The organism is Dehalococcoidia bacterium, from assembly GCA_040902535.1.
Classification (GTDB): domain Bacteria; phylum Chloroflexota; class Dehalococcoidia; order DSTF01; family JACRBR01; genus JBBDXD01.
The window spans coordinates 44,189-61,070 of record JBBDXD010000015.1; the positions used below are offsets into that span (position 1 = coordinate 44,189).

Annotated in this window: 18 protein-coding genes; 5 read left to right on the top strand and 13 right to left on the bottom strand. The window is 65.3% G+C overall.

Annotated elements, in window-relative coordinates; genetic code table 11:
- Positions 1–117: 117 nt before the first annotated feature.
- On the bottom strand, positions 118–975 hold the full coding sequence (locus WEB52_07340) for a polysaccharide deacetylase family protein (protein ID MEX2226243.1): 858 nt from the start codon (positions 973–975) through the stop codon (positions 118–120).
- 397 nt (positions 976–1,372) lie between these two features.
- Positions 1,373–3,394 (bottom strand): aldehyde ferredoxin oxidoreductase family protein, encoded by a 2,022-nt coding sequence (locus WEB52_07345; protein ID MEX2226244.1) that lies wholly within the window; start codon positions 3,392–3,394, stop codon positions 1,373–1,375.
- Between the two features lie 230 nt (positions 3,395–3,624).
- Here WEB52_07345 and WEB52_07350 point away from each other — a divergent pair, with 230 nt between their 5' ends.
- The 4 genes from WEB52_07350 (at position 3,625) to WEB52_07365 (ending at position 6,524) form a co-directional block, all read left to right on the top strand.
- The gene (locus WEB52_07350) at positions 3,625–4,239 is read left to right on the top strand and encodes a hypothetical protein (GenBank protein ID MEX2226245.1); all 615 of its coding nucleotides are present in this window, start codon (positions 3,625–3,627) and stop codon (positions 4,237–4,239) included.
- Between the two features lie 137 nt (positions 4,240–4,376).
- Positions 4,377–4,826, top strand: coding sequence for an HIT family protein (locus WEB52_07355; GenBank protein MEX2226246.1), 450 nt, complete (start codon positions 4,377–4,379; stop codon positions 4,824–4,826).
- A gap of 140 nt (positions 4,827–4,966) precedes the next feature.
- The gene (locus tag WEB52_07360; GenBank protein ID MEX2226247.1) at positions 4,967–5,647 is read left to right on the top strand and encodes a phosphatase PAP2 family protein; all 681 of its coding nucleotides are present in this window, start codon (positions 4,967–4,969) and stop codon (positions 5,645–5,647) included.
- 4 nt (positions 5,648–5,651) lie between these two features.
- Positions 5,652–6,524: a PAC2 family protein gene (locus WEB52_07365; protein ID MEX2226248.1), complete on the top strand. Its 873-nt coding sequence runs from the start codon at positions 5,652–5,654 to the stop codon at positions 6,522–6,524.
- A gap of 493 nt (positions 6,525–7,017) precedes the next feature.
- Here the strand turns inward: WEB52_07365 and WEB52_07370 are convergent, their stop codons facing one another.
- From WEB52_07370 to WEB52_07420, 11 genes are all read right to left on the bottom strand, one after another.
- Complete coding sequence (locus WEB52_07370; protein ID MEX2226249.1) at positions 7,018–7,779, bottom strand: methyltransferase domain-containing protein; 762 nt, start codon at positions 7,777–7,779, stop codon at positions 7,018–7,020.
- A 52-nt stretch (positions 7,780–7,831) separates the two neighbouring features.
- Positions 7,832–8,725: a ParB/RepB/Spo0J family partition protein gene (locus tag WEB52_07375; GenBank protein MEX2226250.1), complete on the bottom strand. Its 894-nt coding sequence runs from the start codon at positions 8,723–8,725 to the stop codon at positions 7,832–7,834.
- A gap of 187 nt (positions 8,726–8,912) precedes the next feature.
- Entirely contained in the window at positions 8,913–9,689 is a 777-nt protein-coding gene (locus WEB52_07380; GenBank protein MEX2226251.1) for an AAA family ATPase, read from the bottom strand.
- Positions 9,690–10,004: 315 nt separating this feature from the next.
- On the bottom strand, positions 10,005–10,871 hold the full coding sequence (locus tag WEB52_07385; GenBank protein MEX2226252.1) for a PfkB family carbohydrate kinase: 867 nt from the start codon (positions 10,869–10,871) through the stop codon (positions 10,005–10,007).
- Between the two features lie 12 nt (positions 10,872–10,883).
- A complete protein-coding gene (jag, locus tag WEB52_07390; GenBank protein ID MEX2226253.1) occupies positions 10,884–11,681 on the bottom strand; it encodes an RNA-binding cell elongation regulator Jag/EloR in 798 nt (265 codons plus the stop codon).
- Positions 11,656–12,615, bottom strand: coding sequence for a YidC/Oxa1 family membrane protein insertase (locus tag WEB52_07395; protein ID MEX2226254.1), 960 nt, complete (start codon positions 12,613–12,615; stop codon positions 11,656–11,658). The genes jag and WEB52_07395 overlap by 26 nt, the downstream gene beginning before the upstream one ends.
- A 6-nt stretch (positions 12,616–12,621) precedes the next feature.
- A complete protein-coding gene (locus WEB52_07400; GenBank protein MEX2226255.1) occupies positions 12,622–13,917 on the bottom strand; it encodes a PQQ-binding-like beta-propeller repeat protein in 1,296 nt (431 codons plus the stop codon).
- A gap of 77 nt (positions 13,918–13,994) precedes the next feature.
- Entirely contained in the window at positions 13,995–14,237 is a 243-nt protein-coding gene (gene yidD / locus WEB52_07405; protein MEX2226256.1) for a membrane protein insertion efficiency factor YidD, read from the bottom strand.
- On the bottom strand, positions 14,234–14,623 hold the full coding sequence (gene rnpA, locus WEB52_07410) for a ribonuclease P protein component (GenBank protein MEX2226257.1): 390 nt from the start codon (positions 14,621–14,623) through the stop codon (positions 14,234–14,236). The genes yidD and rnpA overlap by 4 nt, the downstream gene beginning before the upstream one ends.
- 20 nt (positions 14,624–14,643) lie before the next feature.
- The gene (rpmH, locus tag WEB52_07415; protein ID MEX2226258.1) at positions 14,644–14,784 is read right to left on the bottom strand and encodes a 50S ribosomal protein L34; all 141 of its coding nucleotides are present in this window, start codon (positions 14,782–14,784) and stop codon (positions 14,644–14,646) included.
- A 310-nt stretch (positions 14,785–15,094) separates the two neighbouring features.
- Positions 15,095–15,952 carry a hypothetical protein gene (locus WEB52_07420; protein MEX2226259.1) on the bottom strand — a complete coding sequence of 286 codons (858 nt, stop codon included), beginning with the start codon at positions 15,950–15,952 and terminating at the stop codon, positions 15,095–15,097.
- Between WEB52_07420 and WEB52_07425 the strand changes: the two genes are divergently transcribed.
- Entirely contained in the window at positions 15,930–16,121 is a 192-nt protein-coding gene (locus WEB52_07425) for a hypothetical protein (protein ID MEX2226260.1), read from the top strand. The two genes, WEB52_07420 and WEB52_07425, sit on opposite strands and share 23 nt — an antisense overlap.
- The last annotated feature ends 761 nt before the right edge of the window (positions 16,122–16,882 follow it).

Genomic DNA, 16,882 nt, shown 5'->3' on the forward strand with positions numbered 1-16,882 from the left:
GCCCCTCAACACGCATCATCGCCGCATCGCGCGCAACACAACTCCCCCTCTCCGCCCGACGGAGAGGGGGCCGGGGGGTGAGGTCCGCCCATCGCGGCGACCACCCCTCAACAAGCATCACTGCCACACCGCTTGGAGTGGTTGGTAGCTGAGCAGGATGATGCCCTCCTGCTCGATGATGGCGCGGGCTTCGGTGGAGATAGCAAAGTCAAAGTCCGCCTGCCGCACCGGCCAGCCTTCCGGCTCGATGGTCTGTAATTCGGGTGTGCCGAGGCCGGGGTGCAGCGCCCACTCGCTCAGCCCCGCCGGGAGGTCGCGCAGCAATTGGGCGAACTGCGCCGGTTTAGTCGCGGTGTCGAAGCCCACGGAGCTGTCCAGAAAGTCGTAGTCGTTGGTAGGCAGGCCCTGCCGCTGCACCTTGTCAATGAAAGGTCGCTCGCGGACGCGCAGGGCGAGGCCGTATTCCTTCGCCAGACCGAACATCACCTCCAGGATCTCAGGCCAGCGGTCGATGCGGATGGAATGCCAGTCCAGGTGGGTCGGCATGAGGCCCGCCGCCAGAACAGTGTCGATCTGGGCGCGGAATTCCACTTCCAATTCGTCCAGCCGAGCACGAGCAAAAAACTCGGCCATGCGATCCCAGTTGTAGAAGTGGCCCGTCTCGTCCACCAGCGAGGACACGTCGTCCCGGCAACTGAGCGTCTTCCAACGATAGTGGAGGCTGTCGCCCACGGCGGTCAGGTGAACGCCGAACGGGATCTCGGGATGGGCGGACAGCCACCGCATCGCGTGGAGTGCCCAGGCACAGGGAACCATCAGGGTCGTGGACGTGACCACCCCTGACGTGAGCGAGCGCGTGATCGCCGCGTTGACGGCGTGGCACATGCCGAAGTCGTCGGCGTTGATGATCAATAAGCGGGCGTCGTCGGGATAGCCGAGCAACCGGTTGGTGTGATGCTGGTTGGGTTGACTCATCGCTCCGTTCCTGACGGGCCCCGACCGGACACTGAGTACGCGATGCGTACGCCGACGCAGGTGGTGCAGTAGCGAACTTCCGGATCCATGCGAAGATTGTAGCCACGCGGGTCTTTCACGTGACTTCTGAGCATTGATCTAATCCTATGGTCTCGCCTGCTAGGCATCGAGACCACAGGACTCGTTTGAGTCCGACACGCTCTCGGTCTTCATGCAGATTCACGGTTGCCCGCCGGGCATGAAGATTCGGTAGCGAGCCTTCTAATCCGATGGTCGCCGGTTCGACCCCTGCCCAGAAACCAAACACAAATCGGCAAGACAACAAGCGAGGCCCCCAAACGGAGGCCCCACTTAAAACTTACAACTGAAAACTGACAACCGGCGCGCTACGCGCGCCCTACTTCGCCCCGATAGCGTCCGCCACGTCCCCGATCTCCAGCTCTTCGAGCTTCTTGCGGGATGGCGTCGCCGTCGCGGCGTCCCAGCCTGCGGCGGCCAGGAACTCCTGCTCCAGCGTCTTCGTGTCCAGCGACAGGTCCTTGTGCGGACCCGCCTCCAGCGCCTGCGCGCCCCACAGCCGCCCCGGCACCCGCCGCTGCGTGACGATGTCGCCCTCGCGCACGCTGAACGCCATCCGCAAATTGCCGATGCGTTCGCCGGTCTTGATCAGCTCCTCGCGCGTCGTGTCCCAGCCCGTCTCGCTGTTGATCCACTCCGGGATGCGGTCGTTCGGCGCGCCCATCATGATGAACATGCACATGCCGGCCGAGTTCACAACGTGCATGTAGTTCGCGCGCCCCTGGTGGTGGTCGCCGCGCCCCGCCGCGACCGTGCGGTTCTGCACGCCCGGCGCCAGGTTCCACGCCGGCCGCGATGCCCCTTCATACTGCGTGTGCCGCGCCGGCGTCGGGTCTAGCTTGTACGTCGTGAAGTACTCCGGCTGCAGCTTTGGGTCGTGCATCGGCAACTCTTCGCCGCCGACCTCCATCGCGAACTCGACCGACTTCGGTCCGATCTTGTCCGATGCCGCCTTCACGCCGTCGCCGAAGATCTCCCCCAGCGACCCTTCCTTCTTGCCGATCTTGTGCAGCGCCTCGATGATTGCGTCCGAGTTGCCCCAGCGCAGGTCAATGCCGTCGGTGTCTTCCTTCGTGATGAGGCCGTTCTCGTAGCACTCCATCGCGAACGCCACCGTCGCACCCGCGGCGATCGTGTCGACGCCGTACTGATTGCACAGGTGGTTCGCGTAGTGCAGGGCGTTGATGTCGTTGTTCAACATCATCGTCCCGAATGACGTCATCGTCTCGTACTCCGCGCGGTGCGTGTGCTTCGGGTACGGGTACCGCGCGTCGTTCGCGATCTCGGCGTCCGCCTTGTTGTCGTTCTCGATCTTCTTCAGCTGCGACTCGAGCGGCTGCTTCTGGTCATCCGCCGCCGACGCGAGCTGCGCCTTCAACTCCGAAGCTTTCGTCTCGCGCTTCGCGATGCGCACCTTCGCCTGGTTCTCCTGGTCGTCCCATGCGTGCGACTCGCCGCCGCAGGCGACAGGGCAGTGCCAGCACGCGTACTTCTTCTCCATGCGGCGGTTGACGTTGTCACCGGAGAGCACCATGCCCTGCGGGAAGTCCACCATCCCGACGCCGCCCCAGTTCTTCACCGGCGCGTCGCCCGACATCGCCGAACCGTTCGTGATGCCCGTCGTGCCGTACGTGCGGAAGAAGTTCGTGATCGGCTTCGCGAACTCGTCCAGCGACTGCCGCACCTGCTTCATGATCTCCGGACTCGAACCGATGATGTTCTTCGAAGCGTTGACGACGATCGCCTTCACGTTCTTCGAGCCCATCACCGCGCCCAGGCCACTGCGCGCCGCCAACCGGCCGCGCTCGTTGCAGATGCCGGCCATCAACGACTGGTTCTCACCCGCCGGACCGATGCAAGCGACGCTCGCCTTCTTGCCGTGACGCTCCTTCAGTTTCATCTCGACGTCGATCGCGTTCATGCCCCACAGATCGGCGGCGTCCTTGATCTCCACCTTGTCGTCTTCGATGTGTACGTACACCGGCTTCGACGACTTCTCGTACAGCATGATGCCGTCCCAGCCCGCGTTCTTCAGGTACGGGCCAAAGTCGCCGCCCGCGTTCGCGTCGCCCCAGCCGCCCGTCTTCGGCGACTTCGCGACGGCCTGGTAGCGAATGCCGAAAAACGGCGTGCCGGTCAGCAGCCCGGGAAAGAGTCCGAGCACGTTCTCCGGGCCCAACGGGTTCGCACCTTTCGGGATGCGGTCGAACATCAGCCGGGAGCCGATGCCGTACCCGCCGAGGTACTTGCGGTACATGTCTTCGGGGATCTGCTCCACTTCGACCGTGCCGGAGTTGAGCCGCACGTTCAGCATCTTGCCGTTGATCGCGCCGTTGAGCATCGCAGAAGCTCCTTCCAGGAAGCGTACGCGGAGGTTAGTCCGCCGGAATCTGCTGGGGACACTACAGGCCGCGTTCGTTATGTGGAAGCGCGGCCCCGTGCGGAGATTATAAAGCAATACCCGCCTTAAGCGCGTTATGCCACCCCCGGCACAACGGTTGGCTGTGCGGAGCATCCGCCATACGATGCGCGACGGAGGCGGAGCATGACGGCACGACACCCGCGGAATGGATGCAAGCCTGGTCCTCCGTCATCCTCGTACCTGTTGCCATTCTGGGTTTCGGCGCGACACTTCTCGCGCTCGCGCAGAATCGAAACCGCCAGGAGATTGAGATCGAGGGCTACATTCGCGTAGACGCTGGCCCGGAGACTGGCACGGACGATTACGACATCCCCATCGACATCGTCTTTCGCTCCACCACCGAGATTCACGCATTCGGCGAACAAGACGATCAGCACGAAACCGCAGTCGCGTGGTATCGCAACCTGCAGACGCATCCCCTCGGCATTGTGTACGGCATCGTCGGTCGCTTGTCCGGCCATGCAACTACCCCCGATGGACACGTCTTTGCCATCGAGCAGCAGCAACGCATCGCCTACCTTGAGCCCGGTCGATGCGTGCAGCTTGGTGTCGTTCGCTTTCCACGCAACTGGGAAGTGGAGATCCGGGTGGACGCCGTTCAATATCGAAACGCGAACTGGGACGGGCGCACTCCCGAGCACGGTCGAACCGAGTATCGGTACGAAAACGGACAATCGATGATGGTGCCTTGGTCGAATCCCCGCGACGTGCTCCGGGACCGCATCGCCCGGCGCAATCCATTCCGGACGGACAAGTTTGTATAATAGTGCGGAGGCAAGATGGCCGAGAAAGCTGCCCGTATCACTAAGAAGATCGGATCCCGATATCCGGATGTCTTCCGCGGCACAAAAGTGATCTCGCGGGTCGTGGAAGTTCGGCGACCTCCAACCAAGAAGCCCTCCTGAGCCCGACAGCCGGCGCCGACCCCGACTGCCCCTTCTGCGCCATCGCCGCCGGCGCCCAGGCCGACCCGATCGTCTACCAGGACGACCACACGCTCGCCTTCGTCGATATGAGGCAACCGTCGGAAGGCCACACGCTCGTCATACCGAAGCGGCACATCCGCAACCTCTACGAGCTCGACGACGACACCGCAGGCCACCTGATGCGCACCGTCGTCCGCGTGTCGCGCGCCGTCCGCGACGCCTTTGCCTGCGAAGGCATGAGCCACTGGATCTCCACCGATCCCGCGGGCGGCCAGGAGGTCCACCATCTGCACATCCACATCATGCCCCGCCGCCCCGGCGATGGCCTCCTGCGCAAATACTCGACGCCCCCAGCGACCCCACCCCAAGACGACCGCGAACGCCAGGCCGTCGCCATCCGCGCCGCAATCATAGATTTGCAATAACCACCAGCGACCAGCCACCAGCGACCAGCGACCAGCCACCAGCGACCAGCCACCAGCGACCAGCCACCAGCGACAGCCACCAGCGACCAGCGACCAGCGACCAGCGACCAGCGACCAATCCGCTACGCTGAGATCGCCCCATGATCACGACACGAGCCGCTACCACCGCCATTGCCCTGCTAACCATCGCGCTCGTCGCCGCGATCGCGCTCGCACTGCAAGCCGCCACCGGCGCGCTGCTTCCCTTCGACCGCGCCATCTCCGACGAACTGCAGCACGTCCCCGGCGGCCGCCTCTACGAACCGATCGCGGATCTGCTCGCGCTCGGCGTCATCGAGTACACGTTGCTCTTCGCGGCGGCCGCATACGCCTGGCGAGCCGGCGGCAGGCTGTTGGCGTGCTCCGTCGTGCTCGTGCTCGTCGCGCGCACGCTCAACACGCCACTGAAAGAGTTGATCGATCGCCCGCGACCCGGCGCCGACGACATGCTCATCCGCGAGCCCGCCGGCGGCCACGGCTTTCCGAGCGGCCACTCGTCGACGGTCATCCTCGTGTACGGCTACGCTGCCGTCGTCTGCGCGCGTCACGCCACGATGCAGATCGGCGCCGTTGCCGTCGCACTCGCGCTCGCCGTCGTCGCGCTCATCGGATGGGATCGCGTCTACGATGGCGCCCACTGGCCATCCGATGTCCTCGGCGGCTACGCGACCGGCGCGACGCTGCTCATCATCGCCATCGCAGGCCCTGCCGTCGCGATGCAGTTGTGGCATCGGCGGCGACCCGCGCATGTTGGACATTCACAGATGAGCGGTCTAGGCTGATCGCATGGAGATGGAACAGCTTCCGGAGCTCGAACGCCCGAACGTGATCGCCGCGTTCCAAGGCTGGAACGACGCCGGCCAGGCCGCTACCACCGCCGTCCGCTACCTCGTCGAAGCGTGGAGCGCGAAGCAGTTCGCCCACATCGACCCCGACGAGTACTACAGCTTCACCGACACCCGCCCCACGATCCGCATCGTCGAGGGCACGTCGCGCGACCTGACCTGGCCCGGCAACGAGTTTTTCTACTTCAAAGGCCAGGGCAACTCCCCCGCCGCCGTCATGATGATCGGCCAGGAGCCCAACCTGAAATGGCGCGCGTTCTGCGGCGAGATCATCAACCTCGCGCGCGCCGTCAACGCGCGCCGCATCGTCACGCTTGGCGCCCTGATCACGGAGTCCGTGCACACGCGGCCCGTGCCGCTCACCGGCTTCTCGACTGACTCCATCGTGCAGAACAAGCTCATCAGCAAGAGCATCACCCGCTCGAGCTACGAAGGCCCCACGGGCATCGTCGGCGTCCTGCACAGCGCCTGCATCAACGCCGAAATGCCGACGGCGAGCCTCTGGGCCGGCACGCCCTACTACCTCGGCTCGACGCCCAACCCCAAAACCGCCCTCGGCCTCCTCGAATCGATCGACGACCTCCTCGAACTGAACATCAACCTCAACGAACTGAAGGCCGTCGCCGAAGAGTTCGAACGCCAGGTGAGCATGGCCGTGCACGACAACGCCGAGATCCAGGAGCGCATCCAGTCCCTCGAGCAGGCCTTCGACGCATCGCCGACGCAACAGCCGCCGCCCCAGTTCCCCCCCACCGGCGCCCTCATCGACGACCTAGAACAATTCCTAAGGCGCCAGCGCGAAGAAGGCACGTAGCTCGCACGCCGTCATTCAGAGCGAAGCGAAGAATCCCGTCATGCAACGCGCAACCGCATCACGCCGGCGCACACCTCGTACACATCATTCAGAGCGAAGCGAAGAATCTCCCAACACGACACTCTCCATCACACACCCCAACCGCCACCACGCCGTCATTCAGAGCGAAGCGAAGAATCTCCCAGCACGACACTCTCCATCACACACCCCAACCGCCACCACGCCGTCATTCAGAGCGAAGCGAAGAATCTCCTAGCACGACACTCTCCATCACACACCCCAACCCACCAACGCAGCACCGACGAAAAGTAGGCACGAAGCTTCAGCTCCGTCCGCGCGCCGATGTTCCGGCGCGCAAGGGGCGGGGTGGAAAACGTGCGGCTGGCCAGCCCCACCGAGCGCGCGCTTACAGCCCGCCCGCCATCAATCCGATCTCATCTGTGACCATCTGCGTCCATCTGCGTCCATCTGCGTCCATCTGCGGATAAGAAAACTAAGAACCCCATTCCGCCACCAACAAATACCGGCTCACCGTCAACACCAACCCCGCATCCGTCCGCACCGCATCTTCGAGCGCCAGCAAACGCTCGATGTCACGCTCGACGTCGAACGACGGCCACTCCCACGGCGTCACAAGCATCATGAACACGAAGTCGCCCAGCGTGCCGTACGCGAGCTTCCAGTCGTGCTCCCGCACCTCCACCGCGTATCCCGCCGCCCGAAACGCAGCCCGATACTCGCCGAGATGGTCGCCCCAGTCCGTCTTGTCCGGAAAAAACCGCTTCGCTTCCACCCACTGGTTGCGCCACACCTGCTGCGTGACGAACGCGCCGCGGCCGCCCAGCACGCGCCTGATCTCGTTCGGGTCGATGCCTTCGTGACGATCGAGCACCAGGTCGAACGATGCGTCGCAAAACGGCAACACGCTGCTCCGTGCGCGGACGACGTCCACGCCCACCGGCCGCAGCCGATCGCGCGCCACCGGCGCATTGACGTGCCAGCGCTCCGTCGCGACGACCCCCGCTCGCGGCAGCGCAACGATCTGCGACAACACCTCGCCACCGCCCGTCGCTACATCCAGCACCCGGCCGGCGCGCGCTGCACGCTCGCGGCAGATCGCCACGTAGTCCCACGCCGGCGGCGCCTCGATCTCCCGCACGTCCAGAAAATCGAAGTTCCACCCGGAGAAACTGCGCGCCCGCTCAACGTATGGCGCCAACGCCCCCAGCGCGACAGCCCGGCGATCGTGACCCACCAGCCACTCCCCGCCCGATACTTACGACTTGAAACTTACAACTTGAAACTGCTCACGAAGTGAGCCGCGCGATCAGCCCCTCCAACTCCTCGTCGCTATGAAACCTGATCACAATTCGCCCGCCCTGCTTGCTCTTCGTCAACGCCACGCGCGTGCCCAGCGCGACGCGCAACTTCGACTCCAGGTCCCGCACGTGCGCGTCACGCGGCTGCGGCATCGTCGCCACGCGCGGTCCCGACGTGTGCTCCTGCGTCGAAAGGATGCGCAACGCCCGCGCGATGTCTTCCGCGTCGCGCACGCTCATGCCCTCCGACACGATCTTCCGCCACGCGTCGAGCCGCTCCGTCTCGTTCTCGATCGCCAGCAGCGCCCGCGCGTGACCGGCGCTGATCTGTCCCGAGGCGATGCTCGCGCGAATGTCCGTCGCCAGCGACAGCAGGCGCACCACGTTCGCGACCGCGGTCCGGCTGCGCCCGACGCGCTTGGCGATCTGCTCCTGCGTCATGCTGAACTCGTCCGACAGGCGCTTGAACGCCGTCGCCTCTTCGATCGGGTTCAGGTCCTCCCGCTGCAGGTTCTCGACGAGCGCCAGCTCGAGGAATTCGTTGCCCGCCGCCTCCCTGATCACCACCGGCATCTTTTCGATGCCCGCGATCCGCGCCGCCTGCAGTCGCCGTTCTCCGGCGATCAGTTGGTACGCCATCGGCCCCAGGTCGGACGGCCTCTGCGTCACGATCACCGGCTGCAACACGCCATGCTCGCGGATGCTCTCCGCCAATTCCTTGAGCGCCGCCGCGTCAAAATGCAGGCGCGGCTGCTCCGGGTTCGGCGTGATCAGATCGATGTCGACCACATCGACTCCGCCGCCGCTCCCACTGCCCGCACTCGTCTGCGGAATCAACGCCGACAATCCACGCCCCAGCGCCGGCCTATGCGATGAACTCATGCGATGACTCCCTTCACAGGCGGATCACTGAGCGACGTGCTCCAGCCTCCAGCCTCCAGCCTCCAGCCTCCAATAGTCCCGCGCCCAGCGCGGGATACCACGTCCAGCGCCGCCATGCGATGAACTCATGCGAAATCTCCTATCGCACGACGGCCGACAACGGTTTCCCGCTTCCCGCTTCTCGCTTCTAACTTCTCACCTCCGCCACGCTCGAACCCGCGATCAACTCCTGCGCAAATTCCTCGTACGCCTTGCTCGCGCGCGATGACGGATCGTATTTCGCGATCGGGAGACCGTGGCTCGGCGCCTCGCTGAGACGCACGCTGCGCGGAATGATCGTCTTAAACGTGTTTGAAAAGTGCGATCGCACTTCATCGGCAACCTGCTGCGAAAGGTTCGTGCGTCCGTCGAACATCGTCAGCAGCAACCCGCGCAACCGCAGACGCGAGTTCAAATTGCGGCGCACTAACTCCAGCGTCGATGTGAGCTGGCTCAATCCCTCAAGCGCCAGGTACTCGCACTGCACCGGCACGATCACTTCGTCCGCCGCGGTGAGCGCATTCACCGTGAGCAGCCCGAGCGATGGTGGGCAGTCGATCAAGATGTAGTCGTACGATCCGCGCAGCGTGTCGATGGCGCGCTTCAGCCGAAACTCGCGCGCCATCATCGGCACCAACTCCACTTCCGCCCCGGCCAGCGCGGGCGTCGCCGGCGCGAGCATCAAGCCATCGATGCCCGTTTCGACGACGATGTCGCGCGCCGCTACGTCGCTGACCACGACGTCATACGTGCTCGCGCCGTCGATGCGTATGCCGAGGCCCGCGCTGGAGTTCGCCTGCGGGTCAAAGTCGAAGATCAGGACGCTCTTATGATGCTTAGCAAGCGATGCTCCAAGGTTGATCGCCGTGGTCGTCTTCCCGACGCCGCCCTTCTGGTTCGCCAGCGCAATCACCGTCGTACTCACGCGCAGATCTCGACCGCGCGACCCGCAGCGGAAAAATAACGCTCGCCCGTAAGACGCGCACCGCTCAATGACGTGGACCTCGTGCGATCCCGTTTCACGTTTCCCGCTTCCCGCTTCCCGCTTCTCGTTTCTTCCACATGAGCCGCGCACCGCTCAACGAAGCGGATCGTAGGGACGTAGCTTTAGCTGCGTCCGAACTGCACGCGTAACCACAACAAGCGCGCCATGAAACGCAGCCACCGCAACACGCACCGCCCACTCGATCCCGCTTCACGCTTCCCGCTTCTCACTTCCTAACAGCGTCCCGCTTCCCAATCACGGCTTCTCGCTCCCAAAGCGCAGCGTGATCTCCGGATGCTCCCGCATGTGCCGCTCGATCTCCCCGCGTTCCGGCATCGCCGCCGCGCCCACGCCGCCCACCGATACGCTGGCTGCAGCACCACCGAACCGCGTCGCTTCCGCCAGGTCGCCGGTTTCGTGCAAGCGTATCAGGAACGCCGTAGCGAATGTATCGCCCGCGCCTGTAGGATCGACCTCTTCCTGCGGGAACGCCTCGATCTCGCCCCACTCGCCGGCAGAGCACACGCGGGCGCCACGCCGCGCACGCGTCATCACCACCGTCGGCGCCTCGGCGGACCAGCGATCGAGCATCGCTTCATCACCGCCGAGGTCCTCGTCCGATACGAAGACGACGTCCGCGCCGCGCCAGAACGGCACTCCGCTCCAGTCCGTCTTGCGCACGTTGCCTTCGGCATCCAGTTCCCGTAGCCACCCCTGCGCCGAAACGCCTACCAGCGACGCATCGGAGAACACCGCCGCGAAGTCCGGCGGCGCCTCCCCCAGCACCGGCCCGACAAGCACGACCGGCGCGACGCGCCAGCCCTCCGGCACATCTTCCGCGCGCATCGGGGCGCCGCGAGTGACAACTCGCTGTTTGCGCTGGCCTTCGCGATACGTATTCTCGAAGCTCGTCGTCTCAGAGGAACCGGCGTCGACGATCTCGGCGAACGCCATGCGCGCGTCCAGGCCCAAATCGTGTGCCGTCCGCGTCACGACGCCGACGCGCAGACCCAGGCGGTGCGCCTGCACGGCTGCGAACGTCACCGTGCCGCCGAGTTCCCAGCCGCCGGGGACGACGTCGCGGACGAAATGGCCCGCCACGACGAAGTCAGGCGCGGCCACGCACGAGCCCGTTCACTTGCGCGGCTGGATCGAGATCTTGCGCCCCTCGCCCTCGCCCGTGCTCGACGTCGTCACGTAGCGGTCGTCCGCCAGCGCCAGGTGGATGATGCGACGCTCGTTCGGGGGCATCGGCTCGAGCTGCACCGGACGCTTTGTGCGCTTCACCTGGTCCGCCATCTTGCGCGCCAGGCCGGTGAGCGAGCGCTCGCGGCGCCGCCGGTAGCCTTCGACGTCGACGGTAAAGAAGGATTGTTCGCTGAGTTGCCGCCCGACCATCACGTTCAGCAGATACTGCAGCGATTGCAGCGTCTCCCCGCGCCGCCCGATCAGGATGCCAAGGTCGTCGCCTTCGATGTCGAGCACTGCCTTCGCCATGCCGACGCCGTCGCCGGGCGTCTCCGCATCGCGGATCGACACGTCCGCTTCGATCCCCATCATGGCCAGCATCTGGTCGAGCATCTGCGCCGCGAACTCGGCGTCATCCTCTTCGTCTTCGTCTTCCTCGCCCTCGGCTGCCTCGCCCGAAGCAGGAGCATCGACGCGCTCGTTCCCGGTGGCCGGCGCGTCATCTTGGTCATCGTCGTCGTCAGCATCGTCGCCAGCCCCGTCGTCGGCGTCATCGTCAGCATCGTCATCGTCACCGAGGAGGCGGACGCGCACGCGCGCCTGCTCCCCGCCGATGCCGAGACGGCCCGCCTTGCCCTCGCTCAGCACCTCAACGTCGACGGAGTCGCGGCCGACTCCGAGTTCGTCGAGTGCGTGCTCGATAGCTTCGTCTATTGTCTTACCGCTTGCCTCGACGCCGGCCATGTCGCTTCCTTCGCGTCTCAGACCGGTCGCGCGCGACCGGCTCCGTGCTGGTTTCCTTTGCAGCGCCGTCCTCCGGCGCGGGTTCTTCTTCCGTCTTCGTCTTTGCGGCCGCCGCCGCCGCATCGTCGGGGCGGACGCTCTTCGCCGGCTGTGGCTGGGCAGGCGGCCCGAACGACAGCAGGTTCCGCCAATCCAGGCGACGCCCCGCGTAGAAGTACTGCATGACGATGCCGGCGGCGTTGGAGACGGCCCAGTACAGCGACAACCCGGACGGCACCGTCGTGCTGATCCAGCCGAACATCAACGGCAGCATCCACGTCATCATCTGCTGCGTCTGCTGCTGCTGCTGTTGCTGCTGCGTCATCTGGCCGCTGGTGACCGGGCGCGGCGTGATCATCTTCTGCTGCACGTACATCGTCACCGCAACGACGATCGGCAGAATGAACGTCGGATCGTTTTGCGCCAGGTTCCAGATCCCCAGGTGGTTGTCGAGCGGCACAGCGGTCAGCACATAGTCGATGGGGTAGAGCCGCTCCGAGAGCGTCACGAAGCTTTCCGGCGTCTCGCCGAGCGACAGCCGGATCACCTGGTACAGCGCGATCCAGATCGGGAACTGCACCAACATCGGCAGCAGGCAGCCGAGGGGATTGACGCCGGCCTCGCGGTAGAGCGCCATCATCTCCTGCTGCATCTTCTTCGGGTCTTTGCCCTTGTACTTCTTCTGCAGCTCCGCGACCTTCGGCTGGATCTGCTGCATGGCGCGGCTCTGCTTGTACTGCTTCGCCGTCAGCGGCCAGGTGATGCCCCGCATGATCAGCGTGAACGCGATGATCGCCATTCCGAAGCTGCCGCCAAACAACCGCGCGAGCGCGACGAGCATGTTCGTCATCGGATCGACGAGGAAGAAGTCAAACAGCGTGAAGAACAGGTCCACAGTCGCTTACCTGGTGAGCGGATATGTGTTAGCGGTCAGGTTTTCGGTCGCGTCTATCACGTAGAGCGTCGCGTCGCGGGGCACGACAAAGACTGCGCCATCGTCATCGGGTGTAAGGTTCGATTCGATCGTACTTCCGACGACGAGCGCGCCCCCGACGCGTTCGCCCGTCTGAAGATCCAACTTGAAGACGTCACCATCGCGGGCGGCGACGATCAGGCTGTCCTCGACGACGGCGGGCGCGGATCGCACGGGCGCGCCGGCATCGAAGGTCCAGACTTCTTCGCCGTCGTCCTCGTTCACAGCGTACACCTTGCCATCGAGGCTGGGCGCGAAGACCATCCCGTCCGCGACGGCGGGCTGGCCCCAGAACCAGTTGTCGGCGGCGATCGACCAGCGCATGACGCCATCGGCGGTGTTCACCGCGTAGAGCTTCTTATCGAACGAACCGATGTAGACCGTGTCGCCGCTGACGGTCGCGCTGGCAGCGATGCCGGCGCCGGCGCTGTCGAAGGACCACGTCTCGTTGCCTTCGGCGTCCAGCTTGTGGAGGACGCCATCCATGGAGGAGACGTAGATGGCGCTTTCGGCGATGGTGGGTGTCGCCCAGACCTCGCCGGAGGTCTCGAAGCGCCAGACGAACTCGCCGGACTCCGCTCCCACAGCGAAGACTTCCTCGCCCTTGGTGCCGAAAAAGATCGTGTCGCCGTCAATGGCGACGCCGCCGACCATCTCGTCCCCGGTCTCGATGATCCACCGTGCCTGGCCGGTGGCCGTCTCGATGGCGAACACCCAGCCGCCGAACGCGCCCACGTACGCGGTCTCGGCGTCGCTGGAGATGGCGATCTCGCCATAGAGCGCGCGCACATCGCGGAGGCCGCGGTTTTCGGTATCGCGCGTGTCGTCGATGAAGTCATTGATGGCGTTTCGCTGCTCGTCCCCCACGGCGTCCGTAAGGGCGTCCCTGAGGGCATCATCGCTGCCGCCGGACACCGTGAGGCCCTCGGCGAGGGAGATGAGGTCTTCCTTCTGCTGTTCCGTGACCTCGAGCGCATCGATCAGCTCGAGCAGACCCTCGAGGCGCTGCTGGCTGATCGGGTAGGAGTTGCGGTCTTCGGGCGGAAATTGCCACTGGACGAAGCTAGATTCGGGCCGGACGGCGTAGACGTGCGACTTATGCGGCGCCAGGACAAACTCGCGGTCCCCGACGACGACGGGCCTGGCGGGCGCCCAGCCTCGGGGGCCGGGAGGGTTGCCGCAGGCGGCGAGCAGCAGCGCCGAGCCGGCGAGGGCCAGCAGCACGCGCGGCCAAATTGTTTCACGTGAAACATTGCGGGGGAGGCGGGGGGTCAGTTTCGGCATTGTTTCACGTGAAACATTCAAACGCGTGAACGGGCGTCACGGTGCGCGCGCTCCGGCACAGGGTCGAAGCCGCCATCGTTCAGGGGGTTGCAGCGCAAGATGCGCCAGGCAGCCATGCCTGAGCCACGGACGGCGCCAAAGGTCTCGATAGCTTCGCAGGCGTAGTGCGAGCAGGTGGGCTGGAAGCGGCAACTGGGCGACATGCCGGGCGAGATCCGGCGCTGATAGAAGCGGATCGCGGTGAGCGCCAGTCTCTTCACAACGTCTCCTCCAGGGCACCGGCCAACGGTTGCAGCGCGCCGCCTCGTGCGAGGAGTGAAGCGAGAGCGCGGTTCAACTCGTGGGAATCGGCGTCTGCCGCAGCCTTGCGGGCCCCGATGATGATGTCGAGTCCGGGCTTCACATCGAGCTTGCGGGCAGCCTCGCGGAGCCGGCGCTTGACTCGATTGCGGACGACCGCGCCACCGACGACCTTTCCCGCGACGAAGCCGAACCTTGTTATGTCGCCTTCGTTGGGGTGGATGCGTACGACGAGCAGTCGATTGCCCTGGGCTCGACCGGTGCGATAGACGGCGGCGAAGTCCTTACGCCTGCGCAGCCGTTGGTCTCGATGCATGCCGGCGGAGCGCCCAACCAGGGGCGGCATCGCGCCTCCCGGGACGTGCTTTAGACGACGACCAGCCGCTTGCGACCCTTCTGGCGGCGGTTGCGCAGGACGTTGCGTCCGCCTGGCGAGGCCATGCGGTGCAGGAATCCGTGGCGCCGGCGCCGAGGGATGCGCTTGGGCTGGTACGTACGCTTGGGCACGTCTCCTCCTTCAGACAGTAAGCCCATGCCGGGCGGGGCTCAGTATAGGGTGAGCAGCAGGGTGGGACAACCGGACCAGGTCACATGTGCCGGGCCGGCGCCGGCGCCGGCTGCGGTCAAGTTTGGAATTTTCTTCGGGTCCCAACATAAGAGTCTTGAACCAGCAGGGGGAAGGGCGGAGGATGGCGGCGAGGGACATCCCAAGCGATCAGCCTCCAGTTCCCGAAGCTGCGCATACGAGTGCAAATCGCGGTCATGCGGCTTGTCCGGCGAATTGCGTACCTGTACATTCGCTTTGGCGGATTCCTTCCTAGTCCTGGCGGCATGACATGAACACTCGACTTCCGGGAAGCCAACTCTGGTTGGCGGCGTTGACGATCGCGCTGGTTTTGTCCGGCGCGGCGGGATTGTTGGCGATGATCGACGCCGGGTCCGCGGACGCGGCGCGGCCGAGGCCGACGTCGACCGCGGGCGCGGGCGCGGGCGCGGGCGCGGGCGCGGGCGCGGGCGCGGAGAAAACGTCGTACGCGACGGCGGCGTCAACGAAGACGGCGTACGTGACGAAGACTGTGGCGTCGACGAAGACCGCGGCCGTGACGAAAACGGTGTCGTCGACGAAGACGATCACGAAGACGGCGGTGCCGACGGCGACGAACACACGCACGGCTACGCGCACGGCGGAGGTGACGACGACGAGAACGCCGCGCGTCACGCGTACTGTCGAACGCACGGAGACGCCCGATATCACGCGCACGGTGATCGTGGGAACATCGACGCCGGTGCCTTCGGCGACGAACACGCCGGAGAGCTTTACTGCGACGTCGACGAGCACGGCGGTAGCTACGTCAACGCCGACGCCAACATCGACGAACACGGTAGAAGCGACGTCAACGCCGACATCGACGAACACTTCGGTAGCGACCGCGACGGCGACGAATACCGTCGAGGGTACGGCGACACCGACGAACACGGCGGAGTCGACGGCGACGCCGACGGCGACGAACACGTTGCAGGTTGGTACGGCATCGCCTTCGGCGACGTCGACGCCGGACAACAGCGACACGCCGACGCGCACGCGCACGCCGGACAACGACACGCCGACGGGCACGCGCACGTTGACGACGACGGTGATCGCGCGGACGGTGGTGACGACGCCGACGTTCGTCAACACGGTGCTCGGGCGAGAAGTGCCGGGCCCACGGCCGGGCCCAGGGGAGTTGCCGCGGACGGGCGGCGGACCATCGGGCGACGGGTTTGTGTTGTCGCTCGCGGGGTTGGCGGCGGGGGCGGTGCTGCTGGCGGCGATCTCGCTGACGGCGCGCCGGCGGCGAAGCTAGGGCGAAGCTAGCAGGATTTATTGAGGAGGGCGGCCCCGGAGGGATCCGGGGCTGTCTTTTCGTTGTTGGGAGTGTTCTGCGCGAGGAGGACCTCACCCCCCGGCCCCTCTCCGTCGGGCGGAGAGGGGGAGCTTGGTGAGGAGTGCCGTTTGGCGTGCGGTGTCTTTCTGGTTTGAGGTCGTCTGGCTGGGAGATTCTTCGCTTCGCTCTGAATGACGGTATGCGGCGCGCCGGTGTGCGGTACGGTCGGTGTCGCCGTGAAGGGATGCTTCGCGTGCGCTACGGATGACGGTACGCGGAGTGGTGGTGTGCGGGGTGGCGGGTGTCGTCTGACGGGATGCTTCGCGCGCGCTCAGGATGACGGTATGCGGAGTGGTGGTGTGCGGTGCGGTCGGTGTCGCCGTGACGGGATCCTTCGCCTTCGCTCAGGATGACGGTATGCGGAGTGGTGGTGTGCGGGGTGGCGGGTGTCGTCGTGACGGGATGCTTCGCGCGCTCAGGATGACGGTATGCGGAGTGGTGGTGTGCGGGGTGGCGGGTGTCGTCGTGACGGGATCCTTCGCATGCGCTCAGGATGACGTTATGCGGCGGTTGGTGTGCGGGTCGAGGTTGTCGTGTTGGGAGATTCTTCGCTTCGCTCTGAATGACGGCGTGGTGGTGATCGGTGCGTTGCACGGCGGAATCCTTCGCGTGCGCTCAGGGTTGCCGTGCTGGGAGATTCTTCGCTGCGCTCTGAATGACGGCGTGGTGGTGATCGGTGC